General features: G+C 33.0%; 25 protein-coding genes and 1 pseudogene. 7 read left to right on the plus strand and 19 right to left on the minus strand.

Features of this window, described 5'->3' with window-relative positions:
• Positions 1 to 17: 17 nt before the first annotated feature.
• The 9 genes from SJY24_RS30265 to SJY24_RS30305 all read right to left on the minus strand — a co-directional run bounded on the left by SJY24_RS30265 (position 18) and on the right by SJY24_RS30305 (position 5,318).
• Entirely contained in the window at positions 18 to 203 is a 186-nt protein-coding gene (locus SJY24_RS30265) for a hypothetical protein (RefSeq protein WP_000892958.1), read from the minus strand.
• A 232-nt stretch (positions 204 to 435) separates the two neighbouring features.
• Entirely contained in the window at positions 436 to 936 is a 501-nt protein-coding gene (locus tag SJY24_RS30270; protein WP_377867352.1) for a sigma-70 family RNA polymerase sigma factor, read from the minus strand.
• Between the two features lie 270 nt (positions 937 to 1,206).
• Positions 1,207 to 1,587: an ArpU family phage packaging/lysis transcriptional regulator gene (locus tag SJY24_RS30275; protein ID WP_377867353.1), complete on the minus strand. Its 381-nt coding sequence runs from the start codon at positions 1,585 to 1,587 to the stop codon at positions 1,207 to 1,209.
• A gap of 77 nt (positions 1,588 to 1,664) precedes the next feature.
• Positions 1,665 to 1,841: a Fur-regulated basic protein FbpA gene (locus SJY24_RS30280; protein ID WP_377867354.1), complete on the minus strand. Its 177-nt coding sequence runs from the start codon at positions 1,839 to 1,841 to the stop codon at positions 1,665 to 1,667.
• A 4-nt stretch (positions 1,842 to 1,845) separates the two neighbouring features.
• Positions 1,846 to 2,460 (minus strand): hypothetical protein, encoded by a 615-nt coding sequence (locus SJY24_RS30285; protein WP_377867355.1) that lies wholly within the window; start codon positions 2,458 to 2,460, stop codon positions 1,846 to 1,848.
• 236 nt (positions 2,461 to 2,696) lie between these two features.
• Positions 2,697 to 3,527 (minus strand): ATP-binding protein, encoded by an 831-nt coding sequence (locus tag SJY24_RS30290; RefSeq protein ID WP_483861735.1) that lies wholly within the window; start codon positions 3,525 to 3,527, stop codon positions 2,697 to 2,699.
• The gene (locus tag SJY24_RS30295; protein WP_000096620.1) at positions 3,463 to 4,227 is read right to left on the minus strand and encodes a conserved phage C-terminal domain-containing protein; all 765 of its coding nucleotides are present in this window, start codon (positions 4,225 to 4,227) and stop codon (positions 3,463 to 3,465) included. The genes SJY24_RS30290 and SJY24_RS30295 overlap by 65 nt, the downstream gene beginning before the upstream one ends.
• 79 nt (positions 4,228 to 4,306) lie before the next feature.
• Complete coding sequence (locus tag SJY24_RS30300) at positions 4,307 to 4,591, minus strand: hypothetical protein (protein WP_377867356.1); 285 nt, start codon at positions 4,589 to 4,591, stop codon at positions 4,307 to 4,309.
• A gap of 520 nt (positions 4,592 to 5,111) precedes the next feature.
• Positions 5,112 to 5,318, minus strand: coding sequence for a helix-turn-helix transcriptional regulator (locus SJY24_RS30305; protein ID WP_000549412.1), 207 nt, complete (start codon positions 5,316 to 5,318; stop codon positions 5,112 to 5,114).
• A 137-nt stretch (positions 5,319 to 5,455) separates the two neighbouring features.
• On the opposite strand from SJY24_RS30305, the gene SJY24_RS30310 reads away from it, so the two are divergent.
• Positions 5,456 to 6,100 carry a LexA family protein gene (locus tag SJY24_RS30310; RefSeq protein WP_377867357.1) on the plus strand — a complete coding sequence of 215 codons (645 nt, stop codon included), beginning with the start codon at positions 5,456 to 5,458 and terminating at the stop codon, positions 6,098 to 6,100.
• Positions 6,101 to 6,680: 580 nt separating this feature from the next.
• On the opposite strand, the pseudogene SJY24_RS30315 reads toward SJY24_RS30310, so the two are convergent.
• From SJY24_RS30315 to SJY24_RS30330, 4 genes and pseudogenes are all read right to left on the minus strand, one after another.
• Positions 6,681 to 7,207 (minus strand): annotated as a pseudogene (locus SJY24_RS30315) (nuclear transport factor 2 family protein).
• 153 nt (positions 7,208 to 7,360) lie between these two features.
• Positions 7,361 to 7,753, minus strand: a complete 393-nt coding sequence (locus tag SJY24_RS30320; protein ID WP_377867358.1) for a nuclear transport factor 2 family protein — start codon at positions 7,751 to 7,753, stop codon at positions 7,361 to 7,363.
• 4 nt (positions 7,754 to 7,757) lie between these two features.
• Positions 7,758 to 8,579: an MBL fold metallo-hydrolase gene (locus SJY24_RS30325; protein ID WP_377867359.1), complete on the minus strand. Its 822-nt coding sequence runs from the start codon at positions 8,577 to 8,579 to the stop codon at positions 7,758 to 7,760.
• Between the two features lie 292 nt (positions 8,580 to 8,871).
• On the minus strand, positions 8,872 to 9,492 hold the full coding sequence (locus SJY24_RS30330; RefSeq protein WP_377867360.1) for a DsbA family protein: 621 nt from the start codon (positions 9,490 to 9,492) through the stop codon (positions 8,872 to 8,874).
• 1,149 nt (positions 9,493 to 10,641) lie between these two features.
• On the opposite strand from SJY24_RS30330, the gene SJY24_RS30335 reads away from it, so the two are divergent.
• A complete protein-coding gene (locus SJY24_RS30335; RefSeq protein ID WP_377867361.1) occupies positions 10,642 to 11,046 on the plus strand; it encodes a DUF3221 domain-containing protein in 405 nt (134 codons plus the stop codon).
• A gap of 1,031 nt (positions 11,047 to 12,077) precedes the next feature.
• Entirely contained in the window at positions 12,078 to 12,266 is a 189-nt protein-coding gene (gene hfq, locus SJY24_RS30340) for an RNA chaperone Hfq (RefSeq protein WP_377867362.1), read from the plus strand.
• 320 nt (positions 12,267 to 12,586) lie between these two features.
• On the opposite strand, the gene SJY24_RS30345 is transcribed toward hfq, so the two are convergent.
• Entirely contained in the window at positions 12,587 to 12,949 is a 363-nt protein-coding gene (locus SJY24_RS30345; protein WP_377867363.1) for a carboxymuconolactone decarboxylase family protein, read from the minus strand.
• A 40-nt stretch (positions 12,950 to 12,989) separates the two neighbouring features.
• Positions 12,990 to 13,112: a hypothetical protein gene (locus SJY24_RS30350; protein WP_377867364.1), complete on the minus strand. Its 123-nt coding sequence runs from the start codon at positions 13,110 to 13,112 to the stop codon at positions 12,990 to 12,992.
• 109 nt (positions 13,113 to 13,221) lie between these two features.
• Here SJY24_RS30350 and SJY24_RS30355 point away from each other — a divergent pair, with 109 nt between their 5' ends.
• From SJY24_RS30355 to splB, 3 genes are all read left to right on the plus strand, one after another.
• Complete coding sequence (locus SJY24_RS30355; protein WP_000354585.1) at positions 13,222 to 13,395, plus strand: hypothetical protein; 174 nt, start codon at positions 13,222 to 13,224, stop codon at positions 13,393 to 13,395.
• A 174-nt stretch (positions 13,396 to 13,569) separates the two neighbouring features.
• A complete protein-coding gene (locus SJY24_RS30360; protein ID WP_377867365.1) occupies positions 13,570 to 13,833 on the plus strand; it encodes a transcriptional regulator SplA domain-containing protein in 264 nt (87 codons plus the stop codon).
• Positions 13,830 to 14,858 carry a spore photoproduct lyase gene (gene splB / locus SJY24_RS30365; protein WP_377867366.1) on the plus strand — a complete coding sequence of 343 codons (1,029 nt, stop codon included), beginning with the start codon at positions 13,830 to 13,832 and terminating at the stop codon, positions 14,856 to 14,858. The genes SJY24_RS30360 and splB overlap by 4 nt, the downstream gene beginning before the upstream one ends.
• A gap of 840 nt (positions 14,859 to 15,698) precedes the next feature.
• Here the strand turns inward: splB and SJY24_RS30370 are convergent.
• The 4 genes from SJY24_RS30370 to SJY24_RS30385 form a co-directional block, all read right to left on the minus strand.
• Positions 15,699 to 16,292 carry a TasA family protein gene (locus SJY24_RS30370; RefSeq protein ID WP_377867367.1) on the minus strand — a complete coding sequence of 198 codons (594 nt, stop codon included), beginning with the start codon at positions 16,290 to 16,292 and terminating at the stop codon, positions 15,699 to 15,701.
• Positions 16,293 to 17,337: 1,045 nt separating this feature from the next.
• A complete protein-coding gene (locus tag SJY24_RS30375) occupies positions 17,338 to 18,276 on the minus strand; it encodes an alpha/beta hydrolase (protein ID WP_098501551.1) in 939 nt (312 codons plus the stop codon).
• A 51-nt stretch (positions 18,277 to 18,327) separates the two neighbouring features.
• Positions 18,328 to 19,401 carry an LLM class flavin-dependent oxidoreductase gene (locus SJY24_RS30380; protein ID WP_377867368.1) on the minus strand — a complete coding sequence of 358 codons (1,074 nt, stop codon included), beginning with the start codon at positions 19,399 to 19,401 and terminating at the stop codon, positions 18,328 to 18,330.
• Between the two features lie 100 nt (positions 19,402 to 19,501).
• Complete coding sequence (locus SJY24_RS30385) at positions 19,502 to 20,761, minus strand: MFS transporter (protein ID WP_377867369.1); 1,260 nt, start codon at positions 20,759 to 20,761, stop codon at positions 19,502 to 19,504.
• Between the two features lie 275 nt (positions 20,762 to 21,036).
• Here SJY24_RS30385 and SJY24_RS30390 point away from each other — a divergent pair, with 275 nt between their 5' ends.
• Complete coding sequence (locus SJY24_RS30390; RefSeq protein ID WP_048543769.1) at positions 21,037 to 21,618, plus strand: TetR/AcrR family transcriptional regulator; 582 nt, start codon at positions 21,037 to 21,039, stop codon at positions 21,616 to 21,618.
• Positions 21,619 to 21,686 lie beyond the last annotated feature (68 nt).

Genomic DNA, 21,686 nt, shown 5'->3' on the forward strand with positions numbered 1-21,686 from the left:
TAGCAGTCCCTCCCGTTTTAACTCATCATTTGTACTTCTTTTTCTAAACACTCAATACATATTGTTGTTATATTGTCGTCAACTACCTCACGAATAAACATTTGTTCACAATACTGAATTGTGATTGGAAATTTCAAAACCCACAAACATTTTTCAAGGCAAATTGAACATATTGGCATTGTATCTATATCTTGTTCTAACATCTAATCGCATCCTTCTGTAGTTTTCATGTACTACTGCCTATTTTGTAGTAAATAAAAAGATGCCGTCATTTTTAAAATCTCTCCTTTAATTTATAGATATCCTTTGGGTCACTCATTCTTTTTGCTAGTATCCATTCTTCATTTTTTATATTTCATTTAAACTTATTTTATTACTCTCTATTTATAGGTGGCACTATGGTGACAAGAATGTGTTTGTAAATAAAAAAAAGCCTTAACTACTTTCGCAGAAAAGACTTTCTCTAACTTGTTTAGCAATTTTTATTTCAGATCTATATAGAATCGTTTTAATTGTACTTCTTGAAACATTCAAATATTTAGCAATTTTCTCTTGTGTAATGCCTCTTCCTCTTGACATGATATATATTTCTCTTTCATATTTTGTCAAAGTAGAGAGCGCATCTTCTAATTTTATTCTTTCCCCTTCTGAAATGGTACTTTCCTTGTTTTCATCATCCCATTCATATGTTGTATCAGTACTACGAAAATATCTTTGCATTAACAAGGAATCATATGATTTTTCTCGTTGGTAAGCAGCTCTACGTTCTATTCCCCGGCGATTACCCGGCATCTTTGCATTCTTCATCCACTCCAAAGCATATGTGACATCACTAATCATACTCGTTAATATTTTAATCTCTTCTTCTTTTGCACTTATTTTGGCACGCTCTAACTTACATAAAGTTTCCTTATATTGGATAATTAAATCTCGCATATACTATTCCCACCCTTATAACAAAGCAAAATTGTTAAAAATAGAGACCATCTAAATCTACATTTAATTTCCATTTATTTTTTCTCACCAAAAACTAAAATTATTTTAAAAAATCTTCCTTAATACTATTTATCATTGCTACTTTGTACTTATATGATATATGTATATAACGATTCGTTTTTATCTCTTTTTCATCATTTTTTTACATAAAAATAACCACCTGCTTGTTTACACAGGTGGTTATAATCCATATTAAAAACTTATTCATTATTAGTAATCTTTACACTCCTCAACCTCAATCCCTAATGCATATGCATAGTTGTAAAAAGCAGTATTTCTTTTTCTATAATAATCTCCCTCGGATAAATTCAACTCTTTCATAACCTCATATCTATTAACTCGATTCTTTAACAAATATTTTTGAATAATTATTCTATCACTTTCAATATCTAGCTTTTCTAACCCTTTGTTCATCGCAATAATATAATTGATCCGCTCTTCTTTCGCATTTTCTTTGAATATATTTTCTTTCGAGAGTATCGTTTCGTTAAGATAATTACACTTCATAAATAATCTGTATTTCTTTATAGCTTTCAGTACATTTTCTTTTGTAGCTTCTTTATTTAATACTGGTAATTCTATATTTAGCATGTTAAGCCCCTTTCTTATCATTTATCCTTAATCATAATTTGAATTTCAGATATCAGAATCATTACAATGATTTGCTATTAAGGCTTACATCCTTTATGTATTATTCCATACATTGTATTGCTAACGTTTATTTTCTTATCCTTATGATTTTTGATTAATTTTATTAACTCATCACTATTTAATTCGTACAATTGTTTATCCTTATATTTGTAAATTCCATTTTCAATAAGTTGATTAATTAAAAATAACTTCATCTTGCTACACCACCATATCTTCAACGAAAAATTGAATCTCTATATCTTTTGAATTATAATAACAAATTGCGCCCCCATTAATTGGAACACACCCTACTACAATTTGAGATTCACTTCCACTTTTTACAATAGCCACTTTATACAATTTATTATCTCTTTCAACTACATCACCAAGTCTAAACTCATTTATTTTACGCCCTTTGATAGCGAATAGTTTTGCCCGTTCAAATAATAATTTTTCACTTTTTTCAGCTTTCCTAATTTTTAATTTCGTACTCTTTTCAAAATGACCATAATTATTAGAGAACTCCTCTCCATTAATCCAGAACCAACTACCATGCTTTATTTCTTTTTCATTTTCTTTACAATATTCAGCGATGAATTTTTCACTTTTTTCATTTTCAATATACAATAGTTCTCCTTTTCGAATAGTTTCTCTACAATCTATAAATTCATTCTCAAAAAAGAAATTAATTTGTTGATAGCTTTCTTTTTTACCTAAATAATCAGCAATCACTCTTTCACCTTCTATTTTCCAACACATCGGTGTCTCTTGTACTGTTGTAATCCAATTTGTTTTCATTCGTTTAATTGCTTCAAATCCTTTATATGTTCTCATTTTCAAGATGCCTCCATTTAATTATTTAAAACATATTAAATAAACTTAAAAACTGCTTTCAATGTACATACGTGGAATTTCTGATCAAATGCTCTTTCCATTCCTCATATTCTTTCTTAACTTCCGAATCACTTCACTTACTCGCTAATTAAAAGAACCAATTCATACAGTACAAATTTCTTGAACAATATGTTTTCATCTGCATCTATATTTCCTACACAATATATATTCTTTTCCTAAAAAGGTAATTTTCTCTTACGCTTATCTCTTGTTTTTTTAAATTCTATGTGTCGATATGTATTAAACATACGAGATGTAACTCTTTCATCGTACGCTTTTATAATTGCCTCACCTGTTAAATTCGTTGTGATAATTGTTTTTTTCCCTTGTCGTCCATCAAATAGTTTAAATAACACACGATTTACAAATGCTGTTGCTTTTAAATCATTAATATCCATATCCCCTAGCTCTGCTCCTAGATCATCAATGACTAATAAATCCATAGAAATTAGCATATTTGTTATGCTATGCTCTGTTTCACATGATTGTGTATTAAATGTCGAACGTATGTAATCAAAGAGTTCTGAACTTGTAACATACATAACTTTATCCGAACTTTGTTCATTCATTTCATGCGCTATAGAGTATGCAATATGACTTTTTCCAGCTCCAACTTTACCCACGAGAATCAAATTAAATCGAATATCATTTAAATAGTCTGTAAGAGCCTTTTTAGCTAAAATTAAATTGTTTTCATCCTCTTCACACTCTGATATAAATGTCAAAAATCTAGCTAATTTAATAGTTTCATCTTTAATAAGACTATGATCGTAAAATATACTTTTACGTTTTCTTTCCTCTTTTTCATAACGAAAAACATTCATTTCTTTTTCTAACCTTCTATTTTCTTCTTCTAAACGACATACTGGACAAATCGTTTCACCCTGAATCTCCATCAATCTTACCATTCGCTTCCTCTCCTGCTTACATATCAGACATGTATCAGAAAGGAAGTTCATTCTCTTCGAAAGACTTTGTACTATATCTGTTACCTTTGTTAAAGCCATTTGATTTCACCATCTTTCTCTGTTGCAAATATCCCTCAAATTTAGTTCCAAATAAGGTTTCTGGTCTTAAATATTTTGCCTGTTCTGTATAAAGCCATTCTTTCGCCTTCGTCTCAATAACTTCTTTAAATTCATTTATATTAAATCCCTCTTGTAGTCTAGATTTAATTAACATTTGCGTCTTTTTAGTTGAAATACGATAACTTGTATTACATACACTGTTGAGATAATTAATTATCTCTACTATATCTTTTTGAGTGGTATTCTCTGAGTTAATCTTTTGTGTAGTCTCTGGTATTGGTTGAGACATATTATCATTTTCCATCATGACAATATGTTCTTTTCGTTGAGACAATTTGTCACAATCGTTATCTATTTCTAATTCAACTAGTCTGTTATAATTTATTGAATACCATTTTGTTTTATCAAACTTTAATTTGTTATAGTTACCACTTATCAATAAATTAAACTCTTCTAGATTTTTAACAATACGTTTCAACGTTCTTTCATTCCAAAACGGGAATTGTTTATGCCAATTTGTAATGCTATTATAGACCCAATAACGATCATCATAATAATGTTTCGAGCGCTTGAGCCAATAATGTATTTGTTGAAGAAAAATTGCCTCGTTCAACCCAATCTTACTTGCTAATCGAGGTAATACTAATAGTGGCTCATCCTGTATTAGCAAACTACTCATTTTATCTTCCTCCAGACTTTTTTCTTAAAATCAATATATTAAATTTATGATACATTTAAGGTTTTATTCTCCTAAACCTTTAAATTTCCCAACCTATTAATACTTTTATAGCTTGATTTGCTTGCTTCCTTGTAAGATCACTCAGTGATTGAATTTTAAGTTTTTCTTTTAATTTATTTTTGATTTCTTCTTTTGATATTACTCCATCATATTTCAATGCTATTATATGCATTTTGGCATAAATCATTTTTAACTGTTTATTCGAAAGTTTTTCCGATTCAAAAAAACTAGTATTACTAAATTCTTCATTTTCATTAGTACTCTTGCTGACATATCCTGGTTTTTTTGTCACTTTAAAAACCATGTTTAATCCTCCTCCCTACAATAGACTTTCCTATAAGATTTATTTTTAAGACGATAGTCTTTCTTTTCTTACACCTCATTCTCTGTTAGCCAATTTAATAAAAATGCCTTCATTTCTTTAGCCAGAAAATACCATTCCCCGCCCGCTTTAAATTTTTGAAAACGCTGATCAAAAAAAGAGTTCTTTTTGAATAGTATTCCATAACATGCACGTTCTTTTTTTTATTCACTTGTATCCCAAAATACAAATTCTCCATCCACTTCTTTAAGCTTTTCTTCTAATTTTTCTAAATATAATCTTCTGATCGCTCTTTCATCTACTTGAATATTTAGCATTCTATATTTCACCTCAATTTTTATATACCAAATACACTTTAGCGTTTCATTTTTTGAATCTCTTTCCTTCTTTTCTAATTTAAAACCTATATATAAAGTACCTTTAATAGTAGAATTATTAGATATTTTGTTTAAAATAGCCCCAAAAACATCCTATAATCCAGATATAAATACGTGCATTTTTGTCACAAATTATTTAAAAAAAGATCAGGGAACAACTCTTCTATAGATTTCTCTAAATAGCACGATAACATATGTGCCTCTTTCAGAGTGAATTCACTTTTATTATGTTCTTTTGCCCAATATGTACGTGGAGAAACATTAAGAAAATCAGCAACTTCTTCAATAGTTTTTCTCTTTAATTTTCTTTCTAAAAATATCATCTTGTGCATTTTTGTCACCTCTTTTCAAATTCAAATATAGTACTACGTGACAAAACAGTCAAGAATTTTTTTACCAAATAACGAAGAAAGTTGCATTTTTGTCACACCAATTATATAATCAATCAAGACGGAGGTGACAAAAAGTCATGAAATCATTCGGTTTAAAATTATCTCAATTGATGAAGAAAAATAATATGACAGACGAACAATTAGCTGAATTATTATCTGTTAGTAGAACTACTGTTTTACGGTGGAGAAATGGTGAAAGAAGCCCTAAAATGTCAAAAATATCTCAAATCGCTAAGATATTAAATGTCTCTGCAACCTACTTTATTGATGAAAATGAATCCTATGGTCCTGAAGATCACGCAATTACCAAACGGAATATTCCCATTTATGGTACAATCGCGGCTGGTAAACCAATTGAAGCTTTAGAAAATGTTATTGGTGATATACAGGTACCTGATATCATTTTAGATAAATATGGATTTGAAAAACTATTAGCACTTCGTATAAACGGAGACAGCATGAATAGAATTGTACATGATGGACATATAGCTGTACTTGAGAGGACAACAAATATAAATAATGGCGACATAGCCGCTGTACTCATCAACGGATATGACGCCACTTTAAAAAGAATATACAAAACCAATAATAGAATTATCCTAGAACCAGATTCTTTTGATCCTAGTATACATCCATTAATGTTTGATTGTACAGATATAGAAAATTGTCCAGAAATAAAAGTAGTTGGAAAATACATTTGGAGTTGTGCACCAATTCAATAATATCTCATCAATGAATAAAGTTATTTTTTAATAAGTTTTAAAGTAAGGGGGCTTTCTCCCCTTCTTTTTTATAGGAGAAATTTATCTTGGCTAGTTTCAGGGAATTTTGATTTTTTGTGGGTGTTTTGTAGGTGAATTACTCTTCTTTCAAATAAAAGTGTTTTTACCCACAACATAAAAAAACCTCAAAACGTTTTGTGTCAAGGGTTTGAACCTCTTATTATAGAGACATATACTGATCGCGTTCCCATTGGTGAACTTGTGTGCGGAATATACAGTCCGCTTTCGCCTCTTAAACGTTCAATCACACTTGATACTTCTTCAAGATTTATACTTGGATACTTTTTCTTGCCCAATTTAAAATACCTTTCTTATAAATTAATACGGTAATCTAATATTAACATGGTGCAGTTTCAAGGGTAAGTTATCAGAAGACATATGAAGTCAGCATTCTACAAATAATATTAAATTAAATCTTGTTAAAACAAAAAGAGGTGTCTTAGTAGTATACCTAGGACATCCCCTTCATTTTATAATATCTAGATTCTATACATCTCTAACAATTAAATATTTATTCTACCTAAAACATCGTATTATTATTAGCTGCCTCATTTGGAATCTCTTGAATTACATCCCAGTGTTCGACAATCTTTCCATCCTTTATACGAAATATATCGACTATAGCAACTCCCTTATCTTGGGGATTCGTACGAGAATGTACATGAAGAGCAACTGTATCCCCTTCAGCTACTACACGTTTAATCTCTGCAGAGGAATTAGGATTTTTAACAAAACCCTCCTTAAAGAAATCCATGAAGGCTTTTCGTCCATCAGCAACAAAAGGATTATGTTGCTTATAATCTTCACTTACATATTTAGGAATAATATCGATATTATGTTTATTAAAAACCTCATTATAGAAATCTACTACCATTTTTTTATTCTTTTCTTTTTCTGTCACATCATCTTTTGATACTGAGGCAACATTCTCGCTCTTTATTGCGTTACCTTTGTTTTTACCTGTGAAGCTTGAAATATCAAAGTCGACACAATTCCTAAAATAAACACAGAAATAATTATTACTACTAAATTTTTCTCTAATTTCATTTATACCTACCTCTTCTAATTATATAGATTATCTTCCATAACACGCTTGAGAAGTAGAAACCTTCCCAAAAATGTAATGTAAGGGGTAATGTTAGGAAATTTCGTTTATCCTAACAATTCCCCCTATACAAGGCATGTTAGAAATGATTAACTCTAACTTAATACCTCATTAACAGTTGCACTGTCCACAATTTGAATAAACTTCTTAACTTTATCGTTTTCATCAAACTCATACAGATGACAGAAATCTGCTACAAATGATTTCCCTGTAGTTTTATATGTTCCACTATATTTTCCATACACGATAACAGTATTGTTATTAAATGCATAAATTTCATCTTTAGCGCTATAGTTATCCCATTCCGTGCCAAGAAGTTCATGTACATTTTTCACTACTTCATCTGGACCTATATAAGTACCTGCATATGGAAACCCAGCAGCTTCTGTCCAAGATACATTTTCACTTAAATACGTTTTGAAAGCATCCAATTTCCCTTCGCCAGTTAACACATACGTTTCATGTAATAGTTTTTGATATTTATTCATGGCATTAACCCCAAGGCATTTCTTTTGTTACAACTTTTGCACTTAATTCTAATACACCTTTATTTGCATAGCCTGGATATGCTGCATCAAGTTTCGCTACAAAATCTTTTGAAGTTTTACTTTCCTCAGAAGCTTGAACCGCAGTTTTTAGGTAATCCATAGTTGCAGTAAGTGCCTGATTATTTAAAGATTTTTCAATTGATCCATGGCTAGGTACAATTATGTCAGCATTTAATGCTTGTAATACTTTCAAGTTCTCAATCCATGCCTCCATAGCCGCTTTTGAGCTAGTATCCGCTAAGAATGCATGTATTTCATTAAATACATCAATACCACCAATTAATAATTTTAGCTCTTTATTAAATAAGCTATTTCTGTAATGATCTAAGCCTACTAGTTCAAATGTTAACCCCTGAAAATCAATCGTTTTTTCTTTAAACACTTGAGGTAATACTACGTTGCTTGGTGCGTTTTCTCCTAGGGCGCCTTTCCAAACTTTTAATTTACCTAAGACAGAATGAACAATATGTTCAACAGTAGACTCTGTAGCATACGCTATAGCTTCTGGGTAAGCAGCCTTAATACTTTCTAATCCAAAGTAGTAATCAGGATCCCCATGAATAATAAAGATTTTATCTAAAGATAAGTCGTTTTTTTTCAGATACTCAACAATTTCTTTCGAATCAGATTGAGTAAATTTTGAGTTTATTAAAAATGCATGTCCCGCTTTCTCAACTAAGGTTGCAGTGACCATGAAACTTTTTTCGTCTGAACTAAACACCGTCAATTTTACATCTTTTTGATTTGTATCAATTGTTTTAAACATAGAATATTATTCTCCTTTTGTTAAAGTTATTAACTCGTTAACATATTTTTATCTTGTTCCGACAGAAACTCTCTTTTCAATTCACCTGAAAGTGTAATAACACCAGCAAATAGACGAGAGATGAATGTCGGTTGGCTTAAGGTAACATGTTTGCTACTATAGCTGCTAGTAAAATTAAAATTGGACTCTTTTTAAAAACAAATTGAAACCGACTGTTATAAAAAGGTTTAAGTCCATTCAATTCTTTTCTTTTTTAAAACGTTAAATGTTATATACTGTAACTTAAAATTCATTAATATAAATTTTTAAAACGTGCTTCGAGTTTATCTGGCGTCATTACCCCACCACCAATAGGGATAATTTGATTATCCTTTTGTAAAAGTAATGAAGGATAACTATTAACACCAAGCTGTCGAACTTTATTGAAATCATTTTGGACATCTATTATTGTTTCTTGAGCGTTTAAGCGTTCTAATACTTGTTCAGGGTCCAAACCATGCTCGATTGCAATCTTACGATATGTTTCAGGATTACTCAGACTTTGGCCCTCATAATAAAACGCTTTTTGCATAGCCGAAGTGAATTCTAACAAACGGGCTGGTGCTAATGAGCGTAAAGCTGAAAAGCCAATTGCAGCATCTTTCGAATTCATTGTAAAAGTACCTTCTTCCACCAATTTTTGATATGAAGAACCAAATTCTGCACCTGTAAGTTGATTAATTCTTTTATTCCCCTCTTCTATATATGAGAAATTTTTTATTGGTAAATCATCTAAAAATAATCCTCCACATAAAACTGTTAACGGCACTTCAGTGTGGTTTTTGTAAAATCCTTTAATACTTTCTGAAAAGCCATAGCACCATCCGCAATATGCGTCCCATACGTAAATTAGGTTATCTTGTTTTGTCTCCATTTAAATCTCCTACCTTTATTTTTATTATCTAGCTCAGCTAACTTTTTGGTTTATATAAGTACATCTTTTTATACCTTGTTCTTTTTGGGATACCTTACTATATTCCCCAAAAACTAATATTTCCAAAGAAAGATTAACCAAGGTTTTTAACAAAAGATTACGTTGCACATTATTGCCCCGTATCAGAAAATACTAAAGTTGGGATTATGCATTAATTTGAATGCATTAGTAACTTTCTACACCGGGTGGCAACGTGTGGACCATCCTCCTTAATTAAATATATAAATCATATTTTTATCTTAAGTAGATATTAGTTGTAACTAATTTGATTACAACCTTATGTAACCATATTAGTTACAACTATAGTGGAAGTCAATTCTTTTTTAACAAAGACAATAAATTTCTACCCTAACGCTTTTAGAATTCTATTATTAAAAACTGGCTTCTTGTTCTTAAATCTTTCAAAAACCTTAGTAAATCCCTTAAAAAATATATGCTACTGAGTTGATAAGAAGCTATGTTATCCATTAACTCTGTATTTTCTACTGGGTTTATTTATTAGCTTTATTTTTAAATTATTTATAGCCAACAATAAATTCTTCAAAGAAAGATTTTAAAGTATTCCACACCAAACAAGATAGTTAACCACATAAAAATAGTGTTAACTATCTTAATTGAATATTAGTAATAGTAAGTCAAAATATTATCAATTTACTATATATTACATATGTGTAAAAATAATAACATAAGCTTTTTCAAATCTTTCACCTAATAAAGATTTGAAATTAGCACTTCATTACTCTCCTTACTGTTAATATGCCTAGAAAAAGAACCCTATAGGGTTCTTTTTCTGTTCATAAAATAAAATCTTATTTTAATAAAGAAAAAAGAAGAGGGATCCCTCCCCTCTTCACCAATAAAATTGAACATATTAAAATTAAGGAAGGGTATACATTCATCAAGAGATGAAAGGGACAATAATAGTTCACCTAGTGAATTATAACATAAAAAACCTCCATTAATAGGTAATATTACCATTAATGGAATTATTGTTACAACTTTGTTAAATATCTTAATATTAAAAGGCTTTATATGTATGCAAATGGAATGTGGATAGTGTAGGGATAAAATATAAGGAGGATATATATTATGTTTAACAAAAAACAAAAATTAGTAACAACCGTAACAGCTTTAACATTAGGATGTGGATTTATTTTCGGATTAACACCAGCCTTAGCAGATTCTAATAAGACTTCTGCCAACAATACTCCTGTTCATTCTATTCAGAACCAAGAACAAGAACCTTTTACTGGATATGTCATTTCAGTAGATAAAAATTACTTAGTGGTTGCTGCTACATCTACAAAAGATGAAGCGCTCGCTTACCAAAATGATTGGTGGGATCTAGTTTCTCAGAATAAGATTTTACGAGTTCCTATTTCAGATGGGGGAAATTACACATTAGGTGAAAAATTAAACGTATATGCAGTTGGTTGGACGGCTTCATTACCACCAATTGCTGTTATGCCTACAATTGAAAAATTAGCCCAATAGGTAATATCATCTAATATAAAATAAATAACCGATTCCTAAATAGTACAGGGAATCGGTTATTTTGTATCAAGAATATGTCTAAATATAAAATTCTCCTGAAATGATATGGTGCCCCCGTTTAGTAAGCGTAAAAATAGGAGTGCTTGACCAGAGCACTCCATACACTAATAACAACACCTATAAGAGTATATGAGTACTTGGAGTAAATATGTTTTTAACTAAAATCTATATTTAACAGAAAGAGAACGCCCGGGAAAGCATTCTTGACCAAGCCTCATATTAAAAAGTGAAAATGTGACAGCAATATAGCCTATGTATGCTAGCTAATAAAGTGCATAAAAAGAATTACTTGCTTTTAAGCTCTCCTAAAACGAAGTTAATCTTACTGGTAAAGGGTACCTTATTGCATGTTTGTTTTTGAATATATGAAATATTTTATAAAATTCTATTTTAGTAAGTAGAATCCTTCTTTAAAAAGGGCCTGTTGTAAGGGTAGGCCCTTTCAGGAATAAAATTAATAGTAAAGTTTGCGTTGAAGTTACTTATATAATACAAAATACAATTTATAAATTCTATATGTCAGATGTTGAAAAATTTTTTAGGTGCTAAAAAAGAGCACCGTGCACAAGTACTCTTTTTAGGGAGGGTCATATGAGGGAAAAAGCCTCACATACATAATATATGCATATTCCTTTAAGTGGTGACAAGCTAATTAAAATGAAAAAAGAATACCTTTAGACCGTACTCTTTCTAGGAATAAATAGTCAAATAAACCGATTAACGCTATCCATTTTAATCTTTGATGATATTTGCTACAGTTCATATTTTCCTTTTATTTGTTACTACAATAACATCATTATCGTTTATAAAAAATTAAATCCACGTTTAAAAAACGGTAATGTTTTTTCTGTATTTTCGATAAATTCATTGCGAAATATGTAGCTAGAGCGGTATTTTTTTAAATATGATACGATAGTTATATAGCAGGAAGAATTAAAAGGGAAATATATATAAATTAGGGGGCGATTTTCATGTATAACTTACAAGAAGATACGTATGAACAATTAAAAGAGAAAAAAGGGGATATCACTATATTTTTAAAGAGTGGCGTTCCCATACGTGGGCAAATCCTTTCAATAGATAAATTTACCATTCTTATGATAGTTCATGGTAAGCAACAACTAGTCTACAAACAAGCTATTTCCACAATTCTTAAGTAATTCTTGTTCCTTTTTTCAAGAGAAGAGGAACAAACACAAAAAAAGAAGATTGAGATCAATCTTCTTTAGAAAAAGGAACAGATGACAGATTACTACTCCAACTCTTAATCAATTATAAATTAATGTATAGAAATATTCAATTCGTTCTGAATTTTCTCAATGTATTCGTCCTATTTTTAAATTATAATATGAGTAATTCTTTTTATAATTATATATTTGTTCTTTCCTGTTGCAGCATCCTCGTTATAGGGATGCTCTTTTTTGTATTACGAATTCAAAAATAAAAAATCTAAACTTTCATGCAAGCGATCCTATTCTAATTAATTCATGCTCTTTAATTCTTCTATACATTTTTGAACAAGTGTGACTGCTTGACTCATAGTAGGACCACAGCCAAATGCTGCCGTTACACCAGTGCAATCTAGAATTTCTTGTTCAGAAGCTCCTTGATCGATACATCCCTTTGTATGATATATAATACAATACTCATCCTGAGAATAAAGACTAATACCTAATGCAATCAATTGTTTTTGCTTTTTTGATAGTGCACCCTCTTTAAAGCACTCTTCCGTAAATGAATTAAATTGTTCAGTAAGCTTCGGCATCTTCTCAGCAAATACTCCCAAACCATATTTGTACTGAAGTAGTGCATCTTCTGTTGAATTTCTACCTTTATGTTCCACTTTACATTCAACTCCATATCTATCATGTATTAAACACAGATTAGTATGGGCCTAAACAGTTGTGATTACTCATAATCGGTAAAAGAAGACAGGTTGCAAAGAAAATTGAATGATATTTTTCTTCAATCTCTATTGCTGTAATGAATCCGAAATACTTATTCATGAAAACTCCACATAATTTTACTAAAAAGAAAAATACTAATACTTGTTTCAATGCCTTACTTCAAAGCATTGAAGCAAATTTACTAACTACGATACAAGGAGGCATCACTGTGGACATTCGTGAAGGATTAATTCCAACAGCTCTAGGTACAGCAGTGACAGCAGCAGGTTATGCTCTTAAACAAACTCGTGGAACTAATAAAATGATTGCAAATACAGTATTTGGTTTTGGTTTAGCTCACGTCGTTTTAGGTGTAATTGATCTTGTTGAACATCGTCGTTAGAACGAAAGGCAAGCATTGATATATGCTTGCCTTTTTGGTAATGCAATTATTATTCATATTTCAAAGTATATTTGTATGACGTAATCTTATCAATGAAATTAAATAGTTACACTACAGGAAAACTATAAAGTAAAGCTTTGCGCATTGAATTATATGAAATGAGATGGTGATGGAATGGAATTTTCTTCTGAAAGTAACACGTATAATGCTGGTGACATTGTCTATATTTTTTATCGAAATCCTCACACGCAGGATGTAGCTAATATACAAGCTGCAGCAGTTGTAAATAATCCTGAAAGACCTAATGAATTAGCACTATTTCTTTACGAAACATATTATCCACTAACAAATGAGATGGCTGTATATGCTACAGAAGATGAGGCAAATCAAGCGTACATTTACTATTATGGTGATATTTCAGAGGGGATATTGGAATGAATAAACCATTTATGCCTAAGCTTGTATATTTTGAACCTAAAGCATTAGATTATCCTTTGGGGAAAGAGCTTTTTGAGAAGTTTTCAAATATGGATGTTGAAATTCGACATACTACTTCCCATAATCAAGTAAGAGATTTGCCAGGCGATAACGATTTTCAAAAGTATCGAGTAGCCAAATCTACGCTTGTTGTTGGTGTTAGAAAAACTCTGAAATTTGATACTTCCAAGCCTTCAGCGGAGTATGCAATTCCTTTTGCAACGGGCTGTATGGGACATTGTCATTATTGTTATTTACAAACAACGATGGGTAGTAAGCCTTATATACGAACGTATGTAAATGTTGAAGAAATTTTAGATGCTGCTGACAAATATATGAAGGAGCGTGAACCTGAAGTAACAAGATTTGAAGCGTCGTGTACTTCGGATATTGTAGGAATCGATTATTTAACGCATACCCTTAAACGGGCCATCGAGCACTTTGGAGAATCTGAATATGGGAAATTGAGGTTTGTTACGAAATTCCACCATGTAGATCATTTACTTGATGCTAAACATAATGGAAAAACAAGATTTCGTTTTAGTGTGAACGCTGATTATGTGATTAAAAACTTTGAACCAGGAACTTCTCCCTTAGCGAAACGAATTGAGGCAGCAGGAAAAGTAGCTAGAGCAGGATATCCACTTGGTTTCATTGTAGCGCCTATATATCTTCATGAAGGCTGGCAGGATGGCTACTATCATATGTTTGAACGCCTGAATGCTGAATTACCTCTTGACGCACGGGATGATATTACATTCGAATTTATTCAACATCGTTTTACAAAGCCAGCTAAAAGAGTGATTGAAAAAAACTACCCGATGACAAAATTAGAATTAGATGAAGAGAAAAGAAGATATAAATGGGGGAAATATGGAATCGGAAAATACATTTATCAAAAAGAAGAAGAAGAGGATATAAAAAATCATCTGTATTCCTATATGAAACAGTTCTTTCCTAATGCAAAATTAGAATATTTCACATAAAAAACGAAAAAATATGCTGGAATCGTTACGGGGATTTCACAAATTATCTTGATGGACATATGGTGCTACCCCATTCTGTACAATAATGAATAAAAATGAAACATTAATATAAAATAAATTCAAAATATTTTCTGTATTGTTAGAGCAGGGTTTGATAGGTATGTTTAATTGGACAACACCAGGAGAAGCAATAGCTGGCATATTGCTTTTAAGGGCAATCGTAATTGCAACCAGGTACACAATAGTCAGATACAATAAAGTACCTATAATAGTAGGTGCTTTATGCTTTATTATATATAAATTATACATTAATTCATAATTGACCCAATAAAAAAATGATGGAGAATAATATTTATAATATTTAAGAAGAGGGTTATTCTTACGATTAATAGTTACGTATAACTATATGTACATTCCAAATAACTATATTATTTTTAAATATAGTTATTTATCTTTCTATAAGAACGCTACATTCTTCTCTATTTACTTATACTTGTATTTTCACTAATTAATTACGATGTAGATATTAATTTAAAGTTATTTATACAAAATAACTAAACGGATTTTTTAGAAAAAGAAAATGATACACCATTCTATTTTCTTAATTCACATAATTTTCAAAATAAAAATCTATAGATGTTAATTTTTGATATATAATGAAATCAAGCCATATGTAAGATGGTTTCCCCGTTACGAGTAATGAGGTAGTTTGATTCACCTTTTGTACATTATCTGAAAAAGAACTTGTAGGGCTTCCTACAAGTTCTTTTTGCTTTTCATTTTAAATAATTAAAAGGCATAAGCTCAGTTTTACTTTTCACCAGTATTATGCTCTTAAATTTATCTTTCTTGTCCATCTGTTTGATTGGCTTGGAACTCCATTTTTAGCGCAATACTATCCCCTTGGAACACGTTTTGATCTGTTCCGTTGTCTTCAAATATAAACTTTATCCAAAACCAATCCATTTTCCCAGGTTTTAATCCCCCTGTTTCAGTCCACTTAGAATAAAATACTTTTTTGGAGGCAATCTCTGGGCTTTGTGATTTTAGTTCTGCAAGAGTTGTCTCGTATACAGGGCTTTTCGCAGGATCCCAATCCAAAAGAAATTGTACTTTAATATGTTTACCGAAATCTTCTGTAGTGTTATTTTGTTTTAAATCGTTTACAGTATAGTCTATTTTCATCATAATATCTTTAATATCTAATGTACCACTATTTGTTAAATTGAATTTCTTTAATATTTTGTCCCCAGGTTTTAAATTTTCTAAGTTAAGTGAAGTAGTTGGTTGCATAGCTAAATCCAATGTACCTGCAGCAAATGAATTATTTGTCACCACTTGATCGCTAAAATATGCATATGTTCCCCCACCAATTAAAGATAAACCCAGAGCGGCTGAAACCACTCCAACACCTAATTTCTTTTTCAATGACATTTTTTGTTCCTCCCATATCATTTTTATAATCTTTCTCCCTAATCAACCGAAAAGGTCCCCTTAATACAGATATACCATGAATTGTCAAAAAATTATATTAAAAGCAGTAAATTCCTTATTGAGAAAATTATGTTATTATCTATCTTCTGTAAATGAAACGTCCCAAAACTAGAAAAATTGGATTTATAATGATCAAAACCTATGCCAAAAACGAATTAATAGTAGCTGCCCTTTATAATTGGTATTATTTATTTCTTCAGGAGTATTCTAACACTTCAAAAGGTACGCTTTTTGGGAGTATAACAAAGCTACTAAAATCCCCGTTTCAATAGGTATAAATAATATTTTTGATACACTTCAAAATGTACGTATACCTTTTGATCTTTTCTAATAATGTTTTCTTTACATCTACTATTGAATAATACCCCGAAGTTCCGTCAAAACTATAAATAACCAAGTCTTCAATTCTCCTAGAGCTGAGCAGTTAGTTTATTCTAACTGCTCTTTTTCTTTTTATCGTCACCTTTCCATTGCACCTCCATATGTTGTATAGAGATATCTCCTTTTAAATTGTCAATGGTGCCTCTTTCAAGTCCTAATGCACATCTTAAAAAGAGCACTTTACAAAAGTGCTCTTTTTACTTTGCCAGCCACTGACCCTATAATGAAGTAAGATTTTAACTTATGAATAATTTTTGGAATCCTTTCCGATAATACGAATAGATTGGTAACAGCCAATCTGTATCCATAATGAATCTCTGATTTTCTTGAATTTTCCCTGAGGCAAGGTAGCTATATTTTAGCTACCTTCTTGCATGAACTGCAAATATATGCACATACTATTAACGGAATGCTTGAATCATTGTCATTGAAAATGTTCAGCACTTCCGCTCCTTAAGAGAGCAGTCTACGCAGCTGTTCTCTTTTTTATTTTCTTTTTTTAAATATAAATGGAGAAATATGTTTCAATAATTCTTCATTGAATAAATTTAGAGCTATCACTCATGCCTTCAGTTGAACACCCCGATGACTGAATTAAGATAAGTTATGGATGAAGCGCCCGTGCCATCGCATCAAAATAATTCTGACTGGCACGCTGACTCACTTCGGCTTCAGGCACAAGTACTTCAAAGCAATGGAAGCAGCCAGGGTAGAGATGAAATTCAACATCTACTCCTGCTTGTGCAAGTCGTGTTACATATTCAATAATTTCATCTCGGAATAAATCGAGTTGACCTACACATGTATAAGTTGGCGGTAGTCCTGCTAAGTTGTCTGCTCTCGAAGGTACGGCATAGGGAGATGGTTCGTTAGTATCGTTCTTCTTTCCCAAGTACATATTCCAAGCCGTTAAATTGTTTGATCTATTCCATGTTGCGTTGTCTTCTATAATCTCATAGCTTGATGGTGTTATGTTGTGGCTATCAAGCATCGGATACAGCGGCATCTGAAAAATAATAGATGGACCTCCTTTATCACGAGCCATTAACGCAAGCGCTGCTGTTAGTCCACCGCCTCCACTTGCACCGGCGATCGCAACTCGATTCACATCAATTCCAAGCGAGTCTGCCTCATTTGTCATCCAAACCAAGCCTGCATAACAATCTTCAATAGCCGCTGGATAAGGATGTTCAGGCGCAAGTCGATAATCGACAGACACAACAACGCATTCAGCAGTCTGAACAAAGCGTTCACACAAAACATCGTCCATATCAGGGTGGCCCATTACGTATCCACCACCGTGAATCCACAGCATAGCTGGAAGTTTATCAAGATTTTTCTCAACGGGTTCGTAAATTTTAACTAACATCTCGCCGGCTGCGCCAGGAATCATTCGCCTGGTCATGTTTACAAGCTCTGATTTTTCCAAATGTGGATTCGACAAGAGACTTCGACTCGTCTCTAAATCCCCCTCTAATTGAAAGCCTGGAAATTGTGAGAAAGCCTGTTTTAATTCTGGTAATACTCGACTGTCAATTTTCATATAAATTCCTCCAGTTAAATAATGAAACTTGATGTAATCCTTATGGAATAATTAACGGAATAGATGTGTCTCTTGTTCTCCTTCAGCTTCCCATTTGGCAATTTCCTCTCTTACACGAGGAGCAACTTCTGTTCCAAGCAATTCTATGGCACGCATGACTTGATCATGTGGCATGGTACTTAATGGTACATACATCATAAAGCGTGTAATCCCTACATGCTTACGAAGATGAATGATTTTTTCGGCGACTGTATCTGGATCACCAACATACAACGCCCCTTCAAAACTTCGTGCAACATCAAAGCTGGAACGATCATAATAAGGCCACCCCCGCTCTTTACCAAGTTTATTCATGCCTGCCTGAGTGGAAGGGAAAAATGTATCTGCTGCCAATTCCGTATTCTCTCCAACAAATCCAATTGAATGAGATCCCACCTGAAGCTTTGATACATCATGACCAGCGTGAGCCGCTGCTTTCTTATATAGCTGTACAATTCGTGCAAAGTGCATTGGGCTACCACCAATAATCGCCAGCATAAGTGGTAATCCCAGAAAACCGGCACGGATAGCAGATTCCTGATTCCCACCGCTACCAACCCATATCGGTAAAGGATTTTGAACAGGTCTTGGATACACACCTAAATTATTGATTGCTGGTCTATGTCCGCCTTCCCAAGTCACTTTTTCGGACTGACGTATTTTGAGCAGTAGGTCCAAATGTTCTTCAAACAGTTCTTCATAGTCTTTCAAGTTATAGCCAAACAATGGAAAAGATTCGATAAAGGAACCACGACCCGCCATAATCTCTGCGCGTCCATTTGAAATGCCATCCAGTGTAGAAAAATCCTGAAAAACGCGCACAGGATCAGCTGAAGAAAGTACGGTTACAGCACTCGCGAGCCGTATCTTTTTCGTTTGTGGCGCCGCCGCTGATAGAACCATCGCTGGAGAGGATGCTGCATAATCCTTCCTATGGTGCTCACCAACACCAAACACATCAAGTCCTACCTGATCAGCAAGAACGATTTCTTCAACAACTTCACGTAATCGCTGTGCGTGACTTATCACTTCACCACTATGAACATCCGGTTTCGTTTCTACAAAAGACGTAATACCTATTTCCATTTGTTATCTCTCCTAGTCCAATTAGATTTTAAGTCAAAAAAATTAATCATTTCCTTTATGGTAGTAACGTGTTTCTCATATTGGCTAACACACGTTTACTTCATAAAATCTTAACCCGTCTGGTCATAGCCCAAAAAAGAAGAGCTAAAGCACTGACAGAGGCTCCGAGTAAGGAAACCCCTCCCCAGCCAAAGTGTGCGTATATTTGAGTCGACGCAATTGAACCACCAGCACTGCCGATAGAATAAAACACCATATATCCAGCAGTAAGTCGACTCCGTGCTTCTGTATGCAATGGAAGAATCATGGTTTGATTCGTGACATGTATTGCTTGTACGGCCAAATCAAGTAGAACTATCCCTATCACTAATGCGATTAATGACTGCTCTATATAGCTGATGAACAACCATGAAATCAATAATAGAGCTAAAGCAATGCCTGTCGTTCGTTGTCCGTAACCTTGATCGGCCAATTTTCCTGCCCGTGCCGCAGCCAAGGCTCCAGCCACACCTACAAGACCGAATGCGCCAATTGCACTATGAGATAGAGCAATTGGCGGTGTACTAAGTGGCAGTACTAGTGAAGTCCACAAAATGCTGAAATCAGCAAAAATCAGCATGGCTAGAACGGAGCGAACGCGTAACGTTCGTTCTTGAATAAACAAAGCAAGCACCGATCTAATCAACTGAGGATAGGATAGCGATTTTACCTCGCGCTCAACATTGGGCAACATCTTTATAAACATAAAAACCATCAAAAGCATGAGCGCTGCAGAAAATAGATATACAGAACGCCATCCCGCAACATCTGTTAATATACCAGCAAAAGTACGTGCGAGAAGTATGCCAATAACTATCCCACTTGTTACAATGCCAACAACACGTCCTCTTTCTGTAGGGGAAGCGATGGTCGCTGCAAACGCCACGAGAGTCTGTGTCACAACTGCAAGCAGACCCACCAAAGCCATACCTGCGAAAAGTACCATGCTGGAGGAAGCAGTACCAACTATAACCAGAGCTGTTGTAGATAATAGCATCTGACCGACAATTAGACGTCGCTGGTTTAGCAAATCTCCAAGCGGTACGAGTAGCAGTAAGCCCACTCCATAAAAAATTTGTGTAACGGTAATAACAACACCAATAATGGAATGATTAATACTAAACTCATTAGATAGTTGATCAAGCAACGGCTGTGCAAAGTAAATATTGGCAACAGACATTCCACAGGCAGTCGCAAACAATAATGCCAAAGCGTGAGACATGGATAGGTGTTGATTCAAATTAGGTTTTGTTATGGAAGATTTATGACTTATCTTAGTGTAGAGTGGATCATCTTCTATATTTGTCTCTGTTTTGCACATACCTTAACCTCCAATCACATTAGATTTTTAACCATAACATACCGTTCAGTACAATATGGTTACTGGTAAATATAACTTAGCCTTATTTATGATGTCAACGATTTTTTTACACTAAAGTTAATGTTGCATTAACTAAATGGAGCTTGATTTGACATGAATAATGGCTAATTATATAATAATTACATACTGTTTGGTAATAAAAAAACAATTGTAATTACCTACACACCTATCCTAAAACAATTAATAAAATCAAAGTTTGAGGAGGAGAATTCTTAATGGCAAGAACCCGTGAATTTGATGAGGATCAAGTTTTAGATGCAGCAATGCAGTTATTTTGGGAGAAGGGATATGAGGCTACCTCATTAAGTGATCTTACTTCTAGAATGGGCATTCAACGCCCTAGTATTTATTCGGCTTTTGGAGATAAGAAAGAATTGTTTGAAGCCGCACTTCGCAGGTATACAATGTCTCGGGCCTCTGATATACGAAATAGGCTTCAAAGTCACTCCTCTGTAAAAGAGGCATTTTCTATTTTCTTTGCCGATGTCGTCAATGAAGAATACGCAGGGGATCTTAGTAAAGGTTGTTTTTGTATCAATACAATGGTTGAACTAGCACCTCATGATGAGAGATTTGAAATTTTGACCAGAGAACATCAAATGTACCTCGCCGTCATTTTTCAGGAGACGATCGAACGAGGAATCCAATCAGGTGAACTGGAAGTCAACACAGATGCAAAGTCTTTGGCACAGGCACTGATTGTATCGTTAATCGGTCTAACGGTTATGATGAAATCTCGCCCCCAACGTTCATTTGTCGACAATGTAATAGCAGCGACGCTCACATTACTTAAGTGACATAATTGTATTTAAAAGTACGAAAACCATACCTTTATAGGGGTAACGTCAAATCTCCATCAAGCTAC

The sequence above is a fragment of the Bacillus sp. R86525 genome, from assembly GCF_042466195.1.
Classification (GTDB): Bacteria; Bacillota; Bacilli; order Bacillales; family Bacillaceae_G; genus Bacillus_A; species Bacillus_A nitratireducens.